The following is a 21,319-nucleotide window of genomic DNA, read 5'->3' on the forward strand; positions in this document are numbered from 1 at the left end:
ACCACCGGCACATTTCCGCGCCATTTCGGGCCTCCTTTCCCAAATATTGAGGGCCGCAGAGCGGGATCCGCGTTGACTGTGGGGGAAAGTGGAGTAATGTGGAGGACATAAGAGGGTGGTTGCAACATAGGGGATGTGCAGTTCCTGACATCGGACAGGCGGTGGGCCAGTGTTTCTGGGCACGCATTCGCCACGTCTGGATGAAAAGGGGCGGATCATTCTCCCAGCGAAGTTCCGGGAGGAACTTGCCAGCGGACTGGTCCTTACCAGGGGCCAGGAGCGTTGCATCTACGTCTTCAGCGAGAAGGAATTTGCCCGGGTCCACGAGCAAATGCGGGAGGCGCCAATCTCCTCAAAACAGGCGCGGGACTATATCCGCGTCTTTCTCTCTGGAGCCTCGGACGAGGTACCTGACAAGCAGGGGCGCGTGACTATTCCGCCGGCGCTCCGGGAGTACGCAGGACTCGGGAGGGAACTGGCCGTCATCGGCGCCGGAACCCGCGCCGAGATCTGGGACGCCCAGGCCTGGAATGAATACCTCGCAGAGAAGGAAACTGCCTTCTCTGAAACCGATGACCCAATTCCGGGCATTTTGTGACCGGAAGGGCAGCGGACAGTTTCTTGGTTGGGATCTCCAGCCGGCCCATCAGCCGGCCAACCTGGCTCACCTTCCCCGGAGCCAGGCGGGCAGGACGATAGGCGCGGATGGGGATCCGATCCAAGAAGCAACCAGGTGACAGCGACGGCGAGAAAGGACGAGGCATGAACGACCACCCCAAGCCCACGTCCGAACGCCATGTACCGGTCCTGCGGGACCGGTGCATCAATTTGTTGGCACCGGGATTCGACGCAGCCAGGAACCGGGGCGAAACCCCCGTGGCAATTGATGCCACGCTGGGCATGGGTGGCCACTCGGAGGCCATGCTGCAGCGCTTCCCGGACCTGCACCTGATCGGCATTGACCGTGATGAAGAAGCCCTCGCCCTCGCCGGCGAACGGCTGGCCCCCTTTCAAGCCCGTACTGACCTCGTCCATGGCGTGTATGACGAAATCGAAGATGTCCTGGCTGACCTCGGTGTCCCCGAGGTCCACGGGATCCTGATGGACCTCGGCGTTTCCTCGCTCCAGCTTGATGAGCGTGAGCGCGGCTTCGCCTACTCATTCGACGCTCCACTGGACATGCGGATGGACACCAGCCGCGGCCAGACAGCTGCCGACGTTGTAAACAACTACAGCGAAGAGGAACTGGTCCGGATCATCCGGAAATGGGGCGAGGAGAAGTTCGCCGGCCGGATCGCCAACAGGATCGTAACCGCGCGGGCCGCGAAGCCATTCACCACCACCGGAGAACTCGTGGAGCAGATCCGCTCCGTTGTTCCGGCCGGCGCCGCCAAATCCGGCGGACACCCGGCCAAGAGGACCTTCCAGGCGTTGCGGATCGAAGTCAATGAGGAGCTCGAGGTGCTGGAGCGGGCCGTGCCCGCTGCGGTGGAGGCCACAGCATTGGGGGGCCGCATTGTGGTCATGTCCTACCACTCGCTGGAGGACAAGATCGTCAAGGGTGTCTTCCAGGCCCGCTCGAAGTCCTCCGCCCCGCTCGGCTTCCCGGTAGAGCTGGAAGAACATAAGCCCGAACTAAAGACCCTGACGAAAGGCACTGAGGTGCCCACCGCCGTCGAAATTGCTGAAAACCCGCGCGCTGCCTCAGCAAGGCTGCGTGCAGTGGAACGAATCCGAGCCAGGAGAGCTGAATGAGCACCGCCGCCGTGAAGAACTTTCCCGTCGTCTCCGGTTCGGCGGCGAAGAAGCTCCCTGCCGGCGCGCCTGACTCGCCCCGCAGGAGCCGGACACCACTCTCGGTAGTCCGGACGGTTCCGCGCAAGCGGCGCGCACCTTTTGTGGTGCTGTGCTTTGGCATGCTGGCACTGGCGCTGATCGCCGTCCTGGTGCTCAACATCTCGGTTTCCACTGCCCAGTACCAGCTTGTGGAACTGCGCGCCGCCCAGAGCACCCTGACAAAGCAGAACCAGGACCTCACCCAGCAGGTCCAGAATTTCGAAGCACCGCAGAACCTCGCAGCACAGGCAACGAAACTGGGGATGGTTCCTTCCACCGTGAAGGGCCAGATCGATCTGTCCACCCTTTCGGTAACCGGCAAGGCAACACCGGCCGCCAAGGATGCTGCCGCTGGTGCCGTCATTCCCGCCCCGGCAGTCGCAGGCCAGCTGACCGTGGTCCCGCCGGCAAGCAAGGGCGAAAGCCGGCAGGCCCCGAAGCCCGCACAGGAGATTCAGGCGCCTGCTCAGGCCCCTGAATCCGCCGGTGCAACCACAGGCAATGCCCCCGCCGCCACGCAGGATGGGCCGCAGGTGCAGACTCCGGCAGCCGCGGCTGTGCCGCCCGTGGAACTTCACGGCGGCTCGGTGCCGGCGCCCGAGCAGAAGGTCCCCGGGCAGTAACACGGCAGGTCTGACAGGCAACAAGGTCGAGCAGCAAGGAATATCACGGTGGCCCAGAGGACCGGCAAGGCAAAAAGCAGCAAGGTGCCAAACGCCACCAAACGCCTCCGGCTTGGCCTGGGGATAATGCTCACGCTCCTGTTGGTGGTGGGCGGCAAACTCTTCCTGGTCCAGGGGCTCGACGTCGGCGGTATGGCCGAAGCTGCCCTCAACAGCAGGATGAAGCAAACGGTGCTTCCGGCCGAACGGGGCAGCATCCTGGATTCAAGGGGCACTGTCCTGGCCAACAGCGTGATCCGCTACAACGTGGTGGTGGACCAGAGGGTCAACACCAAAACCGAGACGTTCAAGCGCCTGGAAACTGTGGACGGCAAGGACAAGCTCGTGGACGTCAGCCGGGACCAGGGGCTCAAGGAGCTCGCAGCGGTCCTGGGGATGGCTACGGACGCCATCCGCGACGCCGTCACCGGTCAACAGCCCTATTACATCGTGGCCAAGGATGTAAAGCCGGACGTCGAGGACCGCATCTCCAAGCTCCAGATTCCAGGAATTGTCACCGAAGGCGTCAGCAAGCGGGTCTACCCCAACGGGTCGGTGGCCGGCGGTATCATCGGCTTCCTGCAGGACGGCACCACCGGCCTGGCGGGCATTGAACAGACGCAGGACGGGCTGCTGAAGGGTACCGACGGCAAACGCCTGTTCGAAATCGGCGCCGACGGCCTGCGTATCCCGGTGGGCATGGATGAGCTGACAGCGCCGGAGGACGGCAAGGACGTCAGGCTCACCATCAACTCCGACCTGCAGTACTTCGCCCAGCAGGCCATCCAGAGCCAGGCGGACAAGCTCAGCGCCGAGTGGGGCGTCATCATCGTGATGGACGTGAAGACCGGCAACCTGGTGGCCCTGGCAGATACCAACGCTCCCGATCCGAACGACCCCGGCCGGGTGGCCGCCAAGGACCGCGGTGTCCGTGCCGTTACCGCAGCCTATGAGCCGGGGTCCGTTGAAAAGATGTTGACGGCGGCGGCGCTGATCGAAGAAGGCAAAGCCAACCCGCTCAGCGAATACACCTTGCCGCCCTCGTACACGGTGGACGGCCAGACCTTCAGTGACTCGTTCTCGCACGGTACGGAAAAGCGCACCCTCGCGGGCATCCTGGGCTACTCGATGAACACCGGTACGGTCATGGCAGGCCAGGCGTTGAGCAAGGAGCAGCGTTACGACTGGCTGAAGAGGTTCGGCATTGGGGAAGCTCCGGACATCGGCCTCCCCGCTACAGCCTCCGGCATCCTCACGCCATGGCAGCAGTGGGACGGCCGCCAGGAATACACCGTACTGTTCGGGCAGGGCGTTTCGCAGTCCACCCTGCAGACCGTCAGGGCGTTCCAATCCATCGCCAACAATGGCGTGATGCTCCAGCCCCGCCTCATCGACTCCTACATTTCCCCGGACGGGACAGAGGAAAAGGTTCCGGCAGCCCCCTCCACCCAAGTGGTCTCGGAGAACACCGCCCAGCAGGTCCAGGACATCCTGGAAAGCGCCGTGACCGAGGGCCAGATCAAGGACGCAGGCATCGACGGCTACCGGGTGGGAGCCAAGACCGGCACTTCGGAATCACCCTGCGACGACGGCAAGTCCGGGTTCTGCGGATACACCGCCTCCATGGTGGGGATGGCACCGATGGATGATCCGCGGTTTATTGTGGAGGTGGTACTCCAGCGGCCCAAGGGCAGCATCTACGGGATTACCAACGGGCCGGTCTTCCGGTCGGTCATGAGCCAGGCGCTGCGGACGTACAACGTCCAGCCGTCCACTGGCGAACCGGCCCGGCTGCCCCAGTTCGCCAAGTAGCAGTCCCGCGTAGAGCACCACTACCGGCCCACCCCCGCCGGGCACGATCCACTAGCACCAACGGAGATTCCTTGTCAGAGATCAACTCGCCGGTCAACCGCGCTGTCCCGGAGGGAGCGGCCGGCCAGAGCCCCTTCCGCCCCTCAGTTGTCGAACCCGTGCGGCTGGCAAGCGTCGGCGAAGCCATTGACGTGGCAGTCCCCGGCCCGGCGGCAGAGCTGGAAGTCACCGGAATTTCTTTGAACTCACGCGCTGTTGAGCCGGGGGACCTGTACGTCGCCCTGCCCGGTGCCACCAGGCATGGTGCAGACTTCGTGCCGCAGGCCATCGAGGCTGGAGCAGTTGCCGTCCTCACGGACGACGCCGGTGCCCGGCTGCTGGCCCTGTCCACCGAGACGCCGGTGCCCGTGCTCATCGTGGAGTCACCGCGAAACGTTGTGGGACCACTCTCTGCGCTGATCTACCGCAGCCAGCCCGGCACCGGCCAGCCGCAGTTGTTCGGTGTCACGGGCACCAACGGGAAGACCACCACCACGTATTTCATCAACTCGCTGCTGCGCGCACTTGGCCGGAGCACCGGGCTGATCGGCACCATCGAAATCCATGCCGGCGGCGACCCGATTCCCAGCCTGCTCACAACACCGGAGTCCACCGATGTCCACGCGCTGCTTGCACTCATGCGTGAGAGGGGACTGGCGGCCGCTGCGATGGAGGTGTCCTCGCACGCCATCTCCTTCCAGCGCGTTGATGGCGTGCTGTTTGATGTTGCCGGCTTCACCAACCTCACCCAGGACCACCTGGACCTGCACCTCACCATGGAGGACTACTTCGCCGCCAAGGCGGAACTGTTTACGCCCGGACGCGCTCGTGCCGCAGTGGTGGCGGTCGACGACGAGTGGGGCCGGCGGCTTGCCGCCTCCGCCGCCGTGCCGGTCACCACCTTCAGCGCCTCCACGGGAACGGCCGCTGACTGGACAGTCACAGAGACAGCTCCGCGCGGGCTTGGCACTGAGTTCACCCTGGCCGGGCCCGATGGCGCACAGCTCCGCATCCACACCGGGCTGCCAGGCAGCTTCAACGTCGCCAACGCAGCCCTTGCGGCAGTCATGGTCCTGACGGGTGGAGTGGATCCCGCCACGTTGCAAAGGGCACTGGATGAGTCCGATCCCTTCACGGTGGCGGTCCCCGGGCGCATGCAACTCGTGTCAACAGAACCGGCCGCCATTGTCGACTTTGCCCACAACACCGACGCACTCGCGAGGGCATTGGAAGCCGTCCAGTCGCCGTCACCGGACTCCCGCCTCATCGTGGTCTTCGGGGCCACTGGCCAGCGCGACCAGGGAAAACGTCCGGCCATGGGCGCCATCGCCGCCCGCCTGGCCCACACCGTCATCATCACCGACGACGACCCGCACGATGAAGATCCGGCCGCGATCCGCGCCGATGTCCTGGCCGGCGCCCGGGACGCGACTGAAAACGACTCCCTGCCCTGCGAGGTCCTTGAGGTTTTCCCCCGTGCCGACGCCATCCGCCGCGCCGTCGAACTCGCCCGCCCGCAGGACACCATCCTGGTGGCCGGCCGGGGCCACGAAGTGTGGCAGGAAGTTAAAGGCGTCAACCTTGCCCTCGACGACAGGGTAGAGCTTCGCACCGCCTTGACAGCCAGGGGATTCAACGTTCTCCAAGACGACCGGATAGAGTCCTAGACCGAGATGATTGCTTTTACTGCGGCGGAGATCGCCGAAATCACTAATGGGCGCCTGGACGCCGATCCCGGAATCACGCCCCTATCGGTGGTTACGGATTCACGCGAGGCCACAGCCGGGTCGCTCTACGTCGCAAAGCCCGGCGAACACGCGGACGGCCACGACTTCGTCACTGCCGCGTTCACTGCCGGCGCCAGCCTGGCCCTGGTGGAGCGTCCCGTCGCCCGCCCGGACGGAACAAGCTACCCCTCGGTGCTGGTCACGGACGCCGTGCTGGCCATGGGTGCCCTGGCCGCCGAGGCCGTCCGCCGGATCCGCAAGGCCCGTTCCGAACAGGGGAGCGCACTGACGGTAGTGGGAATCACCGGCTCCGCCGGCAAAACCACCACGAAAGACCTCCTCGCCGGAATCCTGGCCACGCAGGGAAGCACCGTGGCGCCGCAGGGTTCCTACAACGGCGAAATCGGCGTTCCGCTCACCGTCTTCCGTGCGGGAACCGACACGCGCTACCTCGTGATCGAGATGGGTGCCACGGGCATCGGGCACATCCGCTACCTGGCGGACATGGTCAAACCCGACATCGGCGTGGTGCTGGCCGTCGGAACCGCCCATGCAGGCGAATTCGGGGGAGTGGAGAACATCGCCCTGGCCAAGGGCGAGCTTGTTGAAGCGCTTGCTGCCACCGGCACCGCCATCATTAATCTCGACGACGACCGCGTGGCCGCGATGCGCGCACGCACCACCGCGAAGGTAGTGGGCTTCTCCGCGGATGGCCGTGCCGATGCCGCTGTGCAGGCAATCAACGCCGACACCAACGCGGACGGCAACCCGGAGTTCGATCTCCAGCTTCCGGACGGCGGCACCGCGCTGCATGTCAGCAGCCGGCTCATCGGCGTCCACCACACGGGCAACCTGCTGGCCTCCGCCGCCGCAGCCTGGGCTGCCGGGGTCCCCGGGCATGCCATCGCAGCTTCCCTCAGCAGCCAGACTGCAGCGAGCCGGTGGCGGATGGAACGCACTGAACGGGCCGACGGCGTCACCGTCATCAATGACGCCTACAACGCCAACCCGGAATCCATGCGCGCCGCCCTCCGTACCCTGGCGGACCTCGGCCGTGGCCGCCGCACCTGGGCAGTGCTGGGCGCCATGCTGGAACTCGGCGAAGACTCCATTAGGGAACACACCGCCGTCGGCACCCAAGTGGTCCGGCTCAACATCTCCCGCCTGCTGGTGGTGGGCCGGGAAGCCCGCGCCCTCTATGTTTCCGCTGTCCAGGAAGGCTCCTGGGGCGATGAATGCCTCTTCGCTGAATCCGTGGACGAGGCCTACGACGTGTTGAACTCCGAGCTCGAACCCGGGGACCTGGTGCTGTTCAAGTCCTCGAACAGCGTGGGACTCCGCCACTTGGGCGATCGGATAGCATTACCCCCGCAAGCCCCCCACCCCGCCGATGAAAGGAGCACTCTGCTGTGATTGCACTTTTGATCGGCGCCGGCCTGGCCCTGTTATTCGCCCTGGTGGGAACACCGCTCTTCATCCGGCTGCTGGTCCGCCGCGGTTACGGCCAGTTCATCCGGGATGACGGCCCCACCTCGCACCACACCAAGCGCGGCACACCCACCATGGGCGGAACCGTGGTGGTGGCCGCCGTGCTGCTGAGCTACGGACTCACCCACCTCATCATGCTGATGGTAAATCCGGGCTCTGCCGGGCCCTCAGCGTCCGCCCTGATCCTGCTGTTCCTTATGGTCGGGATGGGGCTGGTGGGCTTCCTGGATGACTTCATCAAGATCTCCCGCCAGCGCAGCCTCGGCCTGGACGCCAAGGCAAAACTGATCCTGCAGGGAGCAGTAGGAATCATCTTCGCGGTACTAGCCCTGAACTTTCCCAACGGGGCCGGCGCCACGCCGGCTTCCACCAAAATATCCCTGGTCCGAGACCTGCCCTGGCTCGACCTGGCCTTCGGCGGGACGGTCCTTGGAACCATTCTCTTCGTGGTGTGGTCCAACCTGATCGTCACGGCCGCCACCAACGGGGTCAACCTGACTGACGGACTCGACGGGCTCGCCGCAGGTGCCTCGATCATGGTCTTCGGCGCCTACACGCTGATGGGGATCTGGCAGAGCAACCAGGCCTGCGGATCGCCCCGGCAGGCCGGCAGCGGTTGCTACTCTGTCCGGGACCCGCTGGACCTTGCACTGCTGGCCGCCATCATGAGCGCCGCGCTGGTGGGTTTCCTGTGGTGGAACACGTCGCCGGCCAAGATCTTTATGGGTGACACCGGTTCGCTGGCCATCGGCGGCGCGATCGCCGGCTTCGCCATCCTGTCCCGGACGGAACTGCTGCTGGGCATCATCGGCGGCCTCTTCGTGCTGATCACCCTGTCCGTCATCATCCAGGTGGGCTACTTCAAGGTCACCGGCGGCAAACGCGTCTTCAAGATGGCGCCGCTGCAGCACCACTTCGAACTGAAGGGGTGGGCCGAAGTGACGGTAGTGGTCCGTTTCTGGATCCTGGGCGGGCTCTTCGTCGCCGTGGGCCTGGGCATTTTCTACGCCGAATGGGTTGTGCTGCTGTGACCGTTTCTTCCCGCCTCAAGGACCTTGTCACCTGGGACTCCGACTGGTCCGGCCTCCGGGTTGTGGTGACCGGCATCGGCGTTTCCGGCTTTGCGGCCGCCGATACCCTGATCGAGCTCGGCGCCCGGGTGGTGGTGGTTGACGCAGCCACCAGCGACACAGCCAAAGCGCACGCCGAAACGCTGAAGATCGTCGGAGCGGCTGACGTCCTGCTGGGGGAGGACGCGGTCACCCGCATCCCCCGGGTCGAAGGCGAACTGCCCGAACTGATCGTCACCTCACCAGGCTGGCGTCCCGACCAGGCACTCCTCGCCGCCGCCGCACGGGCGCACATCCCCGTGTGGGGCGACGTGGAACTGGCCTGGCGGGTCAGGGTCCGTGAGGGCCGGAAGACGGCCGACTGGCTCGCCATTACAGGAACCAACGGCAAGACCACCACGGTAGGCCTCACCGAGTCCATGCTCCGGGCGGCCGGCCTGAAGGCCATTGCCGTGGGCAACGTGGGGACGCCCATCCTTGATGCCCTCCGCGACCCCGTGGAGTACGACGTCCTGGCCGTTGAGCTCTCCAGCTTCCAGCTCCACTGGGCGCAATCCCTGTCACCAGTAGCCAGTGTTTGCCTGAATGTGGCCGAGGACCACGTTGACTGGCACGGGTCCTACGAGTCCTACCTTGCGGACAAGGCCAAGGTCTACGAGCAAACCCAAAAGGCCTGCATCTACAACGCAGAGCAGATCGAAACCGAGCGGATGGTGGAAAACGCCGACGTCGTGGAAGGCTGCCGCGCAGTCGGCTTCACCACTGTCACCCCCGCTGTCAGCATGCTCGGCGTGGTGGAAGGACTCCTCGTGGACCGGGCCTTTATTGCCGAACGCAAGGACAGCGCCGCGGAGCTCGCTTCCATGAGCGACCTGGGTGCCTTTGCACCCCGCCACATGGTGGCCAACGCCCTGGCGGCCGCAGGACTGGTGCGCGCTTACGGAGTGGATGCAAAAGCGGTGCGGAAGGGAATCCAGGACTACATCCCGGGCGACCACCGCATCCAACCGGTGGCCCGCCACAACGGCGTGCTGTGGGTCAATGACTCCAAGGCCACCAACCCGCATGCTGCCTCCGCCTCGCTGGCAACCTTCAGCAATGTCATCTGGATTGCCGGCGGCCTCTCCAAGGGTGTCACCTATGACGACCTGATCCGTGAGCATGTCCAACGCCTCAAAGCCGTGGTCCTCATTGGCAGTGACACGTCCGCCCTGAGCGAGGCCCTCCAGCGACACGCGCCGGATGTCCCGGTGATCATCCCGGGCACGGGTGAAACTGAAGAGGTGCAGACTGCCGCAGCGGCTGGTACCGTCCACGCCGCTACTTCCGTGGCCGGTGAAACGGTGATGGCCGGTGCCGTTGCGTCAGCAGCACAGCTCGCTGAATCCGGCGATACTGTGCTGATGGCTCCGGCAGCTGCTTCCATGGATCAGTTCTCTTCCTATGCTCACCGTGGTGACACTTTCATCGAAGCTGTCCGCGAGCTGGTGGAAGGGCAGGCCCAGACCGGCGAGGAGTAACAATGGTCAGCACGCCCACCCGGCCGCAGCAACGCCAACAGCAGGCGGGTCCGCCGCGCGCCGGCTCTTCGGCAGCACCGGCGCAGCGCCCGGCTTCGGCCATCCTCCGCCTCAAGGCCGCCTACCGGAAATTCTGGTCAGCCCTTGAAGGAACAGGGACCTCCAAGAACGGCTCCACCTATTACCTCATCCTGGGATCAACCCTCGCACTGACGGCGATCGGCATCATGATGGTCCTCTCCGCCTCCAGCGTGGAATCCATTGCCGCAGGGAAGTCGCCCTACGGCGATGCCTTGAAGCAGGGCGTGTTTGCCGCGATCGGCATTTTCACCATGTTTGTGCTGTCCCGCGTCAACGTGGTCTGGCTGAAGCGGCTGGCGTGGCTGGCGGTCATCGCCGCGGTGGTTCTCCTGGGCCTGGTGCAGATTGTGGGCGCGGAGGTCAACGGGAACAAGAACTGGATCGACCTGGGCGGCATCACCTTCCAGCCGTCCGAAGCGTCCAAGCTGGCCCTTGCGCTCTGGATGGCCACCGTTCTGGCCCGGAAGGGGCGGCTGCTGAGCCAGTGGCAGCATGTGGCGATTCCGGCCGTACCAATGGCCATCATCATTGTTGGCCTGGTCCTGATCGGAAACGACCTCGGAACGGCCATGATCATCATGATGATCACGGCCGCCGCTCTCTTCTTCGCCGGTGCACCGCTCTATCTCTTCGGCATCGCCGGCCTGGTGGCCGCGGCCGGCACGGCCATTATGGCGGTCACGAGTTCAAACCGTATGTGCCGCATCACCTCCTGGTGGACCGGCCAGTCCTGCGCCGACGGCATCGATGCCAACTACCAGGCCACAAACGGCCTTTACGGACTCGCGTCCGGTGGCTGGTTCGGCGTAGGGCTGGGGCAAAGCCGGCAGAAGTACAGCTGGATCCCCGAAGCCCACAACGACTTCATCTTCGCCATCATCGGCGAGGAACTCGGCCTGGTGGGCACCGTCGTCGTCCTGATCCTGTTCGCCATCCTGGGAGCCGCCATCTACCGCGTGGTGGTGGCGCAGGAGGACATGTTCCACCGGGTGCTGGCCGGCACCATTATGGTGTGGCTGCTGGGCCAGGCCACGGTGAACATGTCGGTGGTGACCGGCCTGATGCCCGTCATCGGCGTGCCGCTGCCCTTCATTTCCTACGGCGGATCGGCCCTGCTGATGTCGCTTTGCGCCATCGGGGTGGTGCTCTCCCTGGCAAGGGAGCAGATGGCCCCGGCCATCCGCCCCAAACGGATGCTGAAGTTCAAGGCCAAACCTGCGCGGGCCACCGGCGCCGCACAAAAGGCCGCACCAAAGACTGCAAGAAAGCGTGCCTGACCCGAGATGACCTCGAAAAATCCTTCAATCGTCCTGGCGGGCGGCGGAACCGCCGGCCATATCAGCCCGCTCCTTGCCATTGCGGCAGCCGTCCGCCGTGCCGCTCCGGGTGCAGGTATCCTTGCCGTCGGAACGCCTTCGGGCATGGAGACGCGGCTGGTTCCTGCCGCCGGAGTGGAGCTTGCCACGATCGACCGGGTGCCCTTTCCCCGCAAACCTTCCGCCGATCTCCTTCGCCTTCCCGGGCGACTCGCGGGCGCTGTGCGGCAGGCCGGTGCCATCCTGGACAACGCGGCCGCGGACGTCCTGGTAGGTGTTGGCGGCTATGTGTGCACACCCATGTACCTCGCAGCGCGGAAGCGCCGCATCCCGATAGTGATCCATGAGGCAAATATCCGGCCTGGGCTGGCCAACCGGGTGGGGGCGCTGTTCACTAAGCGCATTGCCGTGGCCTTCGACACCACTCCGCTGCGTGGCGCCGAACACGTCGGCATGCCCATGCGCACCGAAATCTCGCACCTTGACCGGGCCGCAGCCCGTGCGTCGGCCCGGGAAGTACTGGGGCTGGACCCGAACAAGCCAACCCTGATTGTCACCGGTGGATCATCAGGTGCCCAGAGCATCAACCGGACCATCGCCGCATCCCTTGGGCAACTGGCCGACGCCGGAATCCAGACCCTGCACATTACCGGCCGCGGCAAGTCGGTCCTTGACGACGCCGGCCGGCCGCTCGCTGCAGACGGTTACCGCCAGGTCGAGTACATCGACGGCATGGAACTCGCCTACGCGGCGGCCGACGTATTGTTGGCCCGTTCCGGCGCCGCGACCGTCTGCGAGATCGCGGCCGTTGGCGTTCCGGCCGTCCTGGTTCCGTTGCCCATCGGCAACGGCGAACAGGCACTCAACGCCGCCGGACTGGTGGCGGCCGGCGGCGCCGTGCTGGTGGCGGACCACGACTTCACCCCCGAGTGGGCAAGCCGGGAACTCATCCCGCTTGTCAAGGACGAATCCCGCCTGGCCAGCATGGCAGCCAATTCCTACCGGCTCGGAATCCGAAACGCCGACCAGCGGATGGCCGGCCTTGTCCTGGAAGCGGTACCCGCATGAGTCCTGTCAGCACTCCCGGCCTGGCCGCTTTGGGCAAGGTCCACTTCGTGGGAATCGGCGGCGTGGGGATGTCCGCCGTCGCCCGGATCATGGTGGCCCGCGGCGTGCCCGTCAGCGGCTCGGATGCCAAGGACCTCCCCGTGATGGCAGACCTCGCCGCGGCCGGGGCACGCATCGCCGTGGGATACGACGCTGCCAACCTGGCCGATGCCCAGACAGTGGTGGCCGGCTCCGCCATCCGCCCCGACAACCCGGAGGTGCTGGCGGCCAGGGAAGCGGGCCTGCCGGTGCTGCACCGGTCCCAGGCGCTGGCCGCGACCATGGGGGAGGACGTGGTGGTAACGGTAGCCGGGACGCACGGCAAATCCACCACCACCTCCATGGTTGCCGTGCTGCTGCAGGGGGCCGGCCTGGATCCTTCCTTTGCCATCGGCGCCAACGTGCCCGCCCTCGGTGTCAACGCCGCCCACGGAACGTCCGGCATCTTCGTGGCCGAAGCCGACGAATCCGACGGGTCGTTTTTGAACTACCGTCCGAACATCGCCGTGGTCACCAATGTGGAGCCGGACCACCTGGACTACTACGGCACGGCCGAGGCCGTCTACGAATCCTTCGACCGGTTCACCTCGCTGCTGCCCTCCGACGGCGTGTTGATTGCCTGTGCGGACGATCCCGGGGCCTTGGCCCTTGCCGGGCGCACCCGCGACAGGGGCAACACGCGCGTGGTCCTTTACGGCACCGGCGGGGACGCGGACCTGGTGCTGCACGACGGCGGCCCGGGAGACGTTGCGGTGTCCTCGCCGTCCGGCCGGTTCCAGCTTGAGCTGCAGGTGCCGGGCCGGCACAACGCGCTGAACGCGGCTGCGGCCTTTGCCGTGGCGCTCGAGCTGGGGGTGGAGCCCGCCGCTGCGGCGCGGGCACTGGGCCGGTTCGCCGGCGCCGCCCGGCGCTTCGAACTGAAAGGGCAGGCGCGCGGCGTCCGGGTCTTCGACGACTACGCCCACCATCCCACGGAAGTCCGTGCTGCCCTGGCCGCGGCCAGGTCGGTGGCAGGAGAGAACAAGGTACACGTGCTCTTCCAGCCGCACCTCTTCTCGCGGACCCGGGAATTCGCCAAGGAGTTCGCCGAAGCCCTCAATCTTGCCGATACTGCCTGGGTGCTGGACATTTATCCCGCACGCGAGGACCCGATTCCCGGTGTCACGAGCCAGCTCATCGCGGACCACCTGGACGACGGCGGGCGGCTGGTCCCAGCCTCCGGTGCCGTTGCCGCGCTGGCCGGCGCCGCCGCGGAGGGCGACATCATCCTCACCGCAGGCGCCGGGGACGTGACGGCATATGGACCGCAGATCGTAGAGGCCCTGCGTGCCTAGTTCCCGCCGCCCCACCTACACGTCCACAGGCCGGCGCCCCGGAAAACCTGGTGCGGCCGGGCCGGGCCAGGCCGACCCGGGCGCAGGCAGCAGCCAGGACGTTATTTCGGCGTCGCGGCCCGTTCCGGAGCCGGCAGCCCGGCAGGCTCCCGGCGCCGGCAAAGCCTCCTTCACCGGACTGAAAAAAGACGGATCCAAAAAGGGCCCGTCCGCTGAGGAAAACCCTGCCCGCACCGCGCACGCTTCCGGGAGTGCCGGCAACGTGCTGGTGTTTCCGGAACCCAAGGGGAAGCGGCGGAAGCGGAACATCCTGGTGGCTGCCGCCATCCTGGTGGCCGTGGTCGCCGGGCTCCTCGCGGCCGCGGTCTTTTCCCCGGCACTTGCCGTGAAAAACATCTCCGTCTCCGGGACGCACCTGCTGACGCCTGCCCAGGTGGAGACGGCATTGGAACCCCTGCGCGGGAAGCCCCTGCCGCAGATCACCGACGAGGAGGTGGGGCGCCTCCTCGAGCCGCTGGTGCAGGTCAAGTCCGTGTCCGCTGAGGCACGTCCGCCGTCGGGCCTCGCCGTGGCCGTCCGGGAACGCGTGCCCGTGGCGTTGGTCAAGCAGGGGGAGCAGTACCAGCTGGTTGACGTGGACGGCATCCAGCTGGCCTCAACCGCGGACCCCGCCTCCGTATCGCTGCCTGTTATCGACGGTGGCGCGGGCGCCATCGGCAAGGACCTTTTCCGGGCGACCGCAGAAGTGCTGGGGGCACTGCCGCCGGACGTTCTGGCCAAGCTGTCCAACGCCTCGGCCCAGTCTGTGGACGCAGTGGAACTCAAGCTTGTGGACGGCCAGACCATCGTCTGGGGCAACGCCAGTGAAAAGGAACTCAAAGCCAAGGTGCTGGCGGCCCTGCTGAAGGTTCCGGCGGATCCGAAGAACCCGGTCAAGGTGTACGACGTCAGCGTTCCCCGGCACCCGGTAACCCGCTGACACGCTTTCTTTCCGGTATTAATCCGACACGCGGAGCCGGTTATTGAATGTGTGAACCAGAGGAAATACCGTCACAGACATGAGTTACTTGACATAACTCTAACCTTCGACTCGAGGGTTAAGGTTGCAGGCACTAAGCTCTTCATCAGATTTAGCAATAAGACACGAACAAGGGACACGTAACGTGGCAGCTCCGCAGAATTACTTGGCCGTCATCAAAGTCGTCGGCATCGGCGGCGGTGGCGTGAACGCAGTCAACCGCATGATCGAGGTAGGTCTGCGGGGTGTTGAATTCATCGCCATCAACACCGACGCCCAGGCTCTGCTGATGAGCGACGCCGACGTCAAGCTTGACGTCGGACGGGAACTGACCCGCGGTCTCGGTGCCGGCGCGAACCCCGAGGTGGGCAAGCAGGCCGCCGAAGACCACGCAGACGAGATCGAGGAAGTCCTGCGCGGTGCCGACATGGTGTTCGTCACCGCCGGCGAAGGCGGCGGAACGGGCACCGGCGGTGCTCCGGTCGTCGCCCGCATCGCCCGGTCCCTTGGTGCCCTGACCATCGGCGTCGTGACCCGCCCGTTCACCTTCGAAGGCCGCCGCCGTGCCGGTTCCGCGGAAGCCGGCATCGACGCCCTGCGCGACGAGGTGGACACCCTGATCGTGATCCCCAACGACCGCCTTCTGTCCATCAGCGACCGCAACGTCTCGGTGCTGGACGCCTTCCGTTCCGCTGACCAGGTGCTGCTCTCCGGCGTGCAGGGCATCACCGACCTCATCACCACCCCCGGCCTGATCAACCTGGACTTCGCTGACGTGAAGTCTGTGATGCAGGGCGCGGGTTCAGCCCTGATGGGCATTGGCTCCGCCCGCGGCGAAGACCGGGCCGTCAAGGCCGCTGAGCTTGCCATCGCCTCGCCCCTGCTGGAGGCTTCCATCGACGGTGCCCACGGTGTGCTGCTGTCCATCCAGGGTGGTTCGGACCTTGGCCTGTTCGAGATCAACGAAGCTGCGCGCCTGGTCCAGGAGGTGGCGCACCCGGAGGCAAACATCATCTTCGGCGCCGTCATTGACGACGCCCTGGGCGACGAAGCCCGGGTGACGGTCATCGCAGCCGGGTTCGACGACGTCAAGGCCACCTCGCCCTCGATGGACCAGTCCCAGCCCCAGGCCGCTCCGCAGCGTCCCGCCGCGCCCGCAATGGCTCCGGCGCCTGCCCAGGCGCCGTCGGCCGGCAGCCACCAGGCCAACGTCCAGCCCATCCACGCCGGCGTTGGCGCCGCGGGGCTCAGCAACTGGGGCCAGCAGCGGCCTTCGGCTATCCCGGCAGACTCAGGCTTCGACGTCGACCTCCCGTCCGTAGTTGAGCCGGACCTCTCCGGCAGCCACTCGGATGACCTGGATGTCCCCGATTTCCTGAAGTAGGCTCCGGCTTGTTCCACTGGCGCGCCCAAATCCTGCCCGGCGTCTCTGTCGCCTTCACGGATGCCGACGCCGGAAACCTGGCACTGCACGTCGGTGATGATCCTGACGAGGTAGGCCGGCGCCGCGGGGACCTGGAACGGGCTATCGGCATCGCGCCGCAGGGGCTGCGGTTCATGAACCAGGTACACGGGACCGCCGTCGCCGTCATGGGGCAGGACACACCCGCGCCCGAGGCGGACGCCATGGTCTCCCGCGGTGTCCCGCTTGCGGTGATGGTTGCGGACTGCATCCCGGTCCTGCTCGCGGGGGAGTCGGCGGACGGGCCGGTACTGGCGGCTGTGCACGCCGGCCGTCCGGGCCTCGCCAAGGGGGTCATCCCGGCGGCAGTGGACAGCATGAAGTCCCTTGGCGCCCGCGGGGTCCGGGCATGGCTGGGGCCTTCCGTCTGCGGCAACTGCTACGAGGTCCCCGCCGGGTTGCAGGCCGAGGTGGCAGCGGCCGTGCCCGGTTCACGAAGCACCACATCCTGGGGGACCCCCGGGCTGGACCTTCCCGCCGGGGCCCGCAGCCAGCTGGACCAGGCAGGCGTCAGCGTGGAATACAGCGGCCCCTGCACGCTGGAGACACCGTCGCTCTTCTCGTACCGCCGGAACAAGGACACGGGCCGCTTCGCCGGCCTGGTGTGGTGCCATGAGTGAGGCCGCCGCGGGCACTGACCCGCGCTCCCGCGAACTCGCGGCGCGGCTCGCCGCCGTCCAACAGCGCATCGTGACGGCGGCAAGCGCCGCGGGCCGTGAAGGAAGCCTGCCCCGCCTGATTGTGGTGACCAAGTTCCATCCCGCAGAGGACATCAAACGGCTCGCGGCGCTGGGCGTCACCGATGTTGGCGAGAACCGTGACCAGGAGGCGTCCGCGAAGGCCCTTGAGCTCGCGGATTGTGGCCTGGCCTGGCACTTCGTGGGCCAGCTGCAAAGCAAGAAGGCAAAGTCCGTGCTCCGTTACGCCGCCGCCGTGCATTCCGTTGACCGGCCCCAGCTCGTGGACGCGCTGGCCAAGGCTGCCCGGCTTGAGCGCGACAACAGCGGGCGGGCGCCGCTGGAGTGCTTCATCCAGGTCAGCCTGGAGGACGACGCGGGAGCGCACCGCGGCGGGGCGGTCCCGGACGAAGTCCTGCCGCTTGCCGAACGGATAGCCGGATCTTCAGGCCTGAAGTTGGCAGGGGTGATGGCAGTGGCCCCGCTGGGCGCCCCGCCGGAAGCCGCCTTCGAAAAGCTCGCCCGGGTCTCGGCCCGGCTGGCAGCGGAGCACCCGGCTGCAGCAGCCATTTCCGCCGGCATGAGCCAGGACCTGGAAGCGGCCATTGCGTTCGGGGCGACACACCTGAGAATCGGCTCCGATATTCTCGGTTCGCGACCCCCTGTGGGGTAGCGTCGGACCTATTGGAAGTGATGGGCGGGGGACTCCAGTGCTGTCAAGCCATTGGGCGGCCCGCTTACGGACACGATTAGGAGTCGACCATGGCCGGCGCTCTGCGCAAGACAATGATCTATCTTGGGCTCGCCGACGGCGATGAACACTACGAGTCCGAGCAACAGACCACACCTAAGGATGAGGACGAAACGATGGAAGCTGACCGCGAGGAGCGCCGTGCACCTGCACCCGTCCGCGAGGCCAGCCGTGAATCGTCCTACGCCCCCGAAGAGGAATACCGCGCTCCAGTGACCCCCATCAAACGCGCGGCATCGAGCCGCGAGGAGGCCACAGGCCTCCGCCAGATCACCACCATCCACCCGCGCTCGTACAACGACGCCAAGCTCATCGGTGAAAGCTTCCGTGACGGCGTCCCCGTCATTATGAACGTCACCGACATGGGCGAGGCCGACGCCAAGCGTCTGGTGGACTTCTCTGCCGGCCTGGTTTTTGGCCTCCGCGGCAGCATCGAGCGGGTGACCAACAAGGTGTTCCTGCTCTCGCCGTCGTATGTCGAAGTCATCGGCGACGACAAAAAGCTTAGCGATACCCAGGCCAGCTTCTTCAACCAGAGCTGAGCAGCCGGCTGGAGCGGATGCCAGGCAGGGACACACCTGCCTGGCATCTGTGCTGAAATAGACGAGACACATCCGCAGGGCACCGCGGTATCCACAAAGGACATGGAGATACGAAGTAAGTCATGGGAATTGTTTTCGGGCTTGTCTATCTCGCGCTGTTGCTGTTCTTTGTAGCCCTCATCATTCGCCTCGTTTTCGACTGGGTCCAGATGTTTGCCCGGGAATGGCGCCCCAGGGGCGCTGCCCTGGTGGTAGCGCACACTGTGTACGCCATCACGGATCCGCCGTTGAACGGACTGCGGCGGCTGATCCCGCCGCTGCGACTGGGCGGCATCTCCCTGGACCTGGGCTTCCTGGTCCTCTTCATTGGAGTCAGCATCGCCATGGGGATCACAAGAGGCCTCGCCTGACACATTCAACAGACCAGCAGCGCACGGATGGAACCCGCCGGGAACCACGAATGCCACGCGAAGAAAAACTCACGTTTGACACCGCAGTGTTGAATTAGAGGAACAAGACCAAATTTAGGTACCGTAGTTTTGACGGCCGGAAGGCCTACTGACTAACCAGACCAGTGAGGTGACCAGATGGCTTTGACGCCAGAAGACGTTGTCAACAAGCGCTTTCAGCCGACCAAGTTCCGCGAAGGCTACGACCAGGACGAGGTTGATGACTTCCTGGACGAGATCGTCGTGGAGCTCCGCCGCCTGAACCAGGAAAACGACGAACTTCGCAAGAAGCTCGCCGAAGCCGGTTCCAGCGTTCCGGCAAGCACCGTTGCCGCGCCCGTGGTGGAAAAGGTCCCCGCGCCCGTCAAGTCCGACAAGGACGAAGCCCGCGAGAAGGCCGAAGCGGAAGCCAAGGCTGCCGAAGAGCGCAAGAAGAAGGATGTGCAGCAGGCCGCCCCCGCAGCTGCTGCTCCTGTTGCCGCCGCGCCTGCCGCCGCCACACCCTCGGCCGAATCGGCCGCCGGCCTGCTCGCCATGGCCCAGCAGATGCACGACCGCCACGTCGCGGACGGGCAGGCACAGAAGGACAAGATCATCGCCGAAGCGCAGATCGAAGCCAGCAGCCTGGTCAACGACGCACAGGAAAAGTCCCGCAAGATCCTTGGTGCCCTGGAGCAGCAGCGCTCGGTGCTTGAGCGCAAGGTGGAGCAGCTCCGCGGCTTCGAGCGCGACTACCGTTCACGCCTCAAGGCCTACATCGAAGGCCAGCTGCGCGATCTGGATGCCCGCGGTTCAGTGGCAACGCCGGAAGTCAGCGAAGCCAACTAGTCTGTCAAACACGTATTCTGAAAGCCGGTGGCTGAGGATTCCTCGGCCACCGGCTTTTGGCATTGACACCGGTTTTACGAATGAAAGCACCATGACTGACGAACTTGCCGCCGACGCCGCGCGCCCGCTCCCGCCCTCGCCGCGCCCCCGCCGCGCCGTGCTGCTGTCCCTCTTTGCCGGGTTCGCGGTCTTCGCGTACGTCCTGGACCAGCTGACAAAGCTTTGGGTTACCTCCACCATGGTGGAAGGGGAGCGGATCCCTGTCCTGCCTCCGGTGCTGCACTGGTACTTCATCCGGAACTCGGGGGCGGCGTTCTCCATCGGGGAAAACGTCACCTGGGTGTTCTCCATCATCATGGCGGCCGTGGCCATCGCCATCCTTTTCCAGGTCCGCAAACTTGGCTCCCTCTGGTGGTCCCTGGCGCTGGGCCTGCTCCTGGGCGGGGCGCTGGGCAACCTGACCGACCGGCTCTTCCGGGAACCGTCCTTTGGCATGGGGCACGTGGTGGACTTCATCCAGTTGCCCAACTTCGCCATCTTCAACATCGCCGACTCGGCCGTGGTCTCCGCTGTCGCCATCATCTGCATCCTGACGCTGCGGGGCATCGCCATGGACGGGACACGGCTGGCGGCGCACAAGGAAAAGTCCGGCGATGCGTGAGCGCATCGTCGTCGCCGAACAGTTCGCCGGCTCCCGCGCTGATGCCGGCGTGGCGGGGCTGCTGGGCATATCGCGCTCCCTGGCCGCGACGTTGATCGCCGAGGGCCATGTCCTCAGCAAAGGCAAAGCATTGGGAAAGTCCGCCAGGCTGGTGGCCGGAGATGTCCTCCAGGTGAGCCTGCCGGAACGGCGTGACCCCCTGGAAGTCGTGGAGGAAGTTGTGGAAGGCCTGAAGATCCTGCTGGACGACGACGATTTCGTGGTGGTCGACAAGCCCGTAGGCGTTGCCGCCCATCCCTCCCCGGGCTGGGTGGGGCCTACCGTTGTGGGCGGCCTCGCCGGCGCCGGCTACCGCATCTCCACGTCAGGCTCGCCGGAGCGGGCGGGCATTGTCCACCGGCTCGACGTCGGCACGTCGGGAGCGATGGTGGTGGCAAAGTCCGAGCGCGCCTACACGGCCCTGAAGCGCGCCTTCAAGGACCGCACCGTGGACAAGGTGTACCACGCAGTGGTGCAGGGCCTGCCTGATCCCTTGGCGGGCACCATCGACGCCCCCATCGGCCGGCACCCCGGACACGACTGGCGGTTCGCCGTCATCGAGGACGGCCGGCCCTCTGTCACGCACTACGAAGTGGTGGAGGCCTTCGGCAAGGCAAGCCTGGTGGAAGTACACCTGGAGACCGGCCGCACCCACCAGATCCGGGTGCACTTTTCCGCGCTGCGCCACCCCTGCGCCGGCGACCTCACCTATGGCGCCGATCCCCGGCTTGCCGCCACCCTGGGCCTGACGCGCCAGTGGCTGCACGCCCGGGAACTTGGCTTTGAACACCCTGTCACAGGCGAATCCGTGCGCGTTGTCAGCGACTACCCGCAGGACCTCGCATTCGCCCTGGAAGTGCTGGAGTCAGGGCGGGCCTGACGGACCGCTGCCGGGCCAGC

20 protein-coding genes are annotated in these 21,319 nt (G+C 65.8%); all 20 read left to right on the forward strand.

The features are described 5' to 3' along the window. Positions 1 to 169: 169 nt before the first annotated feature. Positions 170 to 598 (forward strand): division/cell wall cluster transcriptional repressor MraZ, encoded by a 429-nt coding sequence (gene mraZ, locus AC5RVY_RS08780; protein ID WP_018763545.1) that lies wholly within the window; start codon positions 170 to 172, stop codon positions 596 to 598. Between the two features lie 164 nt (positions 599 to 762). Continuing rightward, complete coding sequence (rsmH, locus tag AC5RVY_RS08785; protein ID WP_493954334.1) at positions 763 to 1,755, forward strand: 16S rRNA (cytosine(1402)-N(4))-methyltransferase RsmH; 993 nt, start codon at positions 763 to 765, stop codon at positions 1,753 to 1,755. Further along, the gene (gene ftsL, locus AC5RVY_RS08790; protein ID WP_493954335.1) at positions 1,752 to 2,459 is read left to right on the forward strand and encodes a cell division protein FtsL; all 708 of its coding nucleotides are present in this window, start codon (positions 1,752 to 1,754) and stop codon (positions 2,457 to 2,459) included. Before rsmH ends, ftsL begins: the two co-directional genes overlap by 4 nt. 48 nt (positions 2,460 to 2,507) lie before the next feature. Then, positions 2,508 to 4,310: a peptidoglycan D,D-transpeptidase FtsI family protein gene (locus tag AC5RVY_RS08795; RefSeq protein ID WP_493954336.1), complete on the forward strand. Its 1,803-nt coding sequence runs from the start codon at positions 2,508 to 2,510 to the stop codon at positions 4,308 to 4,310. 71 nt (positions 4,311 to 4,381) lie between these two features. Next, positions 4,382 to 6,016: a UDP-N-acetylmuramoyl-L-alanyl-D-glutamate--2,6-diaminopimelate ligase gene (locus tag AC5RVY_RS08800; RefSeq protein ID WP_493954337.1), complete on the forward strand. Its 1,635-nt coding sequence runs from the start codon at positions 4,382 to 4,384 to the stop codon at positions 6,014 to 6,016. Between the two features lie 6 nt (positions 6,017 to 6,022). Further along, on the forward strand, positions 6,023 to 7,489 hold the full coding sequence (locus AC5RVY_RS08805) for a UDP-N-acetylmuramoyl-tripeptide--D-alanyl-D-alanine ligase (protein WP_493954338.1): 1,467 nt from the start codon (positions 6,023 to 6,025) through the stop codon (positions 7,487 to 7,489). Further along, positions 7,486 to 8,595 carry a phospho-N-acetylmuramoyl-pentapeptide-transferase gene (gene mraY, locus AC5RVY_RS08810; RefSeq protein WP_493954339.1) on the forward strand — a complete coding sequence of 370 codons (1,110 nt, stop codon included), beginning with the start codon at positions 7,486 to 7,488 and terminating at the stop codon, positions 8,593 to 8,595. The genes AC5RVY_RS08805 and mraY overlap by 4 nt, the downstream gene beginning before the upstream one ends. Then, entirely contained in the window at positions 8,577 to 10,154 is a 1,578-nt protein-coding gene (murD, locus tag AC5RVY_RS08815) for a UDP-N-acetylmuramoyl-L-alanine--D-glutamate ligase (protein WP_493954340.1), read from the forward strand. Before mraY ends, murD begins: the two co-directional genes overlap by 19 nt. 2 nt (positions 10,155 to 10,156) lie before the next feature. Beyond that, entirely contained in the window at positions 10,157 to 11,512 is a 1,356-nt protein-coding gene (gene ftsW / locus AC5RVY_RS08820) for a putative lipid II flippase FtsW (protein WP_493954341.1), read from the forward strand. A 6-nt stretch (positions 11,513 to 11,518) separates the two neighbouring features. Then, positions 11,519 to 12,619: an undecaprenyldiphospho-muramoylpentapeptide beta-N-acetylglucosaminyltransferase gene (murG, locus tag AC5RVY_RS08825; protein WP_493954342.1), complete on the forward strand. Its 1,101-nt coding sequence runs from the start codon at positions 11,519 to 11,521 to the stop codon at positions 12,617 to 12,619. Then, a complete protein-coding gene (gene murC / locus AC5RVY_RS08830) occupies positions 12,616 to 13,992 on the forward strand; it encodes a UDP-N-acetylmuramate--L-alanine ligase (protein ID WP_493954343.1) in 1,377 nt (458 codons plus the stop codon). Before murG ends, murC begins: the two co-directional genes overlap by 4 nt. After that, positions 13,985 to 14,971, forward strand: a complete 987-nt coding sequence (locus AC5RVY_RS08835) for a cell division protein FtsQ/DivIB (protein WP_493954344.1) — start codon at positions 13,985 to 13,987, stop codon at positions 14,969 to 14,971. The genes murC and AC5RVY_RS08835 overlap by 8 nt, the downstream gene beginning before the upstream one ends. Positions 14,972 to 15,155: 184 nt before the next feature. Continuing rightward, the gene (gene ftsZ, locus AC5RVY_RS08840) at positions 15,156 to 16,394 is read left to right on the forward strand and encodes a cell division protein FtsZ (protein ID WP_493954345.1); all 1,239 of its coding nucleotides are present in this window, start codon (positions 15,156 to 15,158) and stop codon (positions 16,392 to 16,394) included. 8 nt (positions 16,395 to 16,402) lie between these two features. Further along, on the forward strand, positions 16,403 to 17,092 hold the full coding sequence (locus AC5RVY_RS08845) for a purine nucleoside phosphorylase YfiH/LACC1 family protein (RefSeq protein WP_493954346.1): 690 nt from the start codon (positions 16,403 to 16,405) through the stop codon (positions 17,090 to 17,092). Further along, positions 17,085 to 17,822 carry a YggS family pyridoxal phosphate-dependent enzyme gene (locus tag AC5RVY_RS08850; protein WP_493954347.1) on the forward strand — a complete coding sequence of 246 codons (738 nt, stop codon included), beginning with the start codon at positions 17,085 to 17,087 and terminating at the stop codon, positions 17,820 to 17,822. Before AC5RVY_RS08845 ends, AC5RVY_RS08850 begins: the two co-directional genes overlap by 8 nt. An 89-nt stretch (positions 17,823 to 17,911) precedes the next feature. Continuing rightward, positions 17,912 to 18,442 (forward strand): cell division protein SepF, encoded by a 531-nt coding sequence (locus AC5RVY_RS08855; RefSeq protein ID WP_493954348.1) that lies wholly within the window; start codon positions 17,912 to 17,914, stop codon positions 18,440 to 18,442. A 122-nt stretch (positions 18,443 to 18,564) separates the two neighbouring features. Continuing rightward, positions 18,565 to 18,852 (forward strand): YggT family protein, encoded by a 288-nt coding sequence (locus tag AC5RVY_RS08860; protein WP_493954349.1) that lies wholly within the window; start codon positions 18,565 to 18,567, stop codon positions 18,850 to 18,852. Positions 18,853 to 19,029: 177 nt separating this feature from the next. Further along, on the forward strand, positions 19,030 to 19,719 hold the full coding sequence (locus AC5RVY_RS08865; RefSeq protein WP_493954350.1) for a DivIVA domain-containing protein: 690 nt from the start codon (positions 19,030 to 19,032) through the stop codon (positions 19,717 to 19,719). A 91-nt stretch (positions 19,720 to 19,810) separates the two neighbouring features. Beyond that, a complete protein-coding gene (gene lspA / locus AC5RVY_RS08870; protein ID WP_493954351.1) occupies positions 19,811 to 20,380 on the forward strand; it encodes a signal peptidase II in 570 nt (189 codons plus the stop codon). After that, positions 20,373 to 21,299, forward strand: coding sequence for an RluA family pseudouridine synthase (locus AC5RVY_RS08875; protein WP_493954352.1), 927 nt, complete (start codon positions 20,373 to 20,375; stop codon positions 21,297 to 21,299). The genes lspA and AC5RVY_RS08875 overlap by 8 nt, the downstream gene beginning before the upstream one ends. The last annotated feature ends 20 nt before the right edge of the window (positions 21,300 to 21,319 follow it).

The sequence above is a fragment of the Arthrobacter sp. Ha26 genome, assembly GCF_059091705.1.

Excerpts from the sequence above, each read along its gene's own strand:
- ftsL (WP_493954335.1), top strand. The coding sequence starts at position 1,752 with ATGAGCACCGCCGCCGTGAAGAACTTTCCCGTCGTCTCCGGTTCGGCG.
- murC (WP_493954343.1), top strand. The coding sequence starts at position 12,616 with ATGAGTCCTGTCAGCACTCCCGGCCTGGCCGCTTTGGGCAAGGTCCAC.
- murD (WP_493954340.1), top strand. The coding sequence starts at position 8,577 with ATGGGTTGTGCTGCTGTGACCGTTTCTTCCCGCCTCAAGGACCTTGTC.
- rsmH (WP_493954334.1), top strand. The coding sequence starts at position 763 with ATGAACGACCACCCCAAGCCCACGTCCGAACGCCATGTACCGGTCCTG.
- ftsW (WP_493954341.1), top strand. The coding sequence starts at position 10,157 with ATGGTCAGCACGCCCACCCGGCCGCAGCAACGCCAACAGCAGGCGGGT.
- AC5RVY_RS08860 (WP_493954349.1), top strand. The coding sequence starts at position 18,565 with ATGGGAATTGTTTTCGGGCTTGTCTATCTCGCGCTGTTGCTGTTCTTT.
- AC5RVY_RS08875 (WP_493954352.1), top strand. The coding sequence starts at position 20,373 with ATGCGTGAGCGCATCGTCGTCGCCGAACAGTTCGCCGGCTCCCGCGCT.
- lspA (WP_493954351.1), top strand. The coding sequence starts at position 19,811 with ATGACTGACGAACTTGCCGCCGACGCCGCGCGCCCGCTCCCGCCCTCG.
- AC5RVY_RS08850 (WP_493954347.1), top strand. The coding sequence starts at position 17,085 with ATGAGTGAGGCCGCCGCGGGCACTGACCCGCGCTCCCGCGAACTCGCG.
- AC5RVY_RS08865 (WP_493954350.1), top strand. The coding sequence starts at position 19,030 with ATGGCTTTGACGCCAGAAGACGTTGTCAACAAGCGCTTTCAGCCGACC.
- AC5RVY_RS08805 (WP_493954338.1), top strand. The coding sequence starts at position 6,023 with ATGATTGCTTTTACTGCGGCGGAGATCGCCGAAATCACTAATGGGCGC.
- AC5RVY_RS08855 (WP_493954348.1), top strand. The coding sequence starts at position 17,912 with ATGGCCGGCGCTCTGCGCAAGACAATGATCTATCTTGGGCTCGCCGAC.
- murG (WP_493954342.1), top strand. The coding sequence starts at position 11,519 with ATGACCTCGAAAAATCCTTCAATCGTCCTGGCGGGCGGCGGAACCGCC.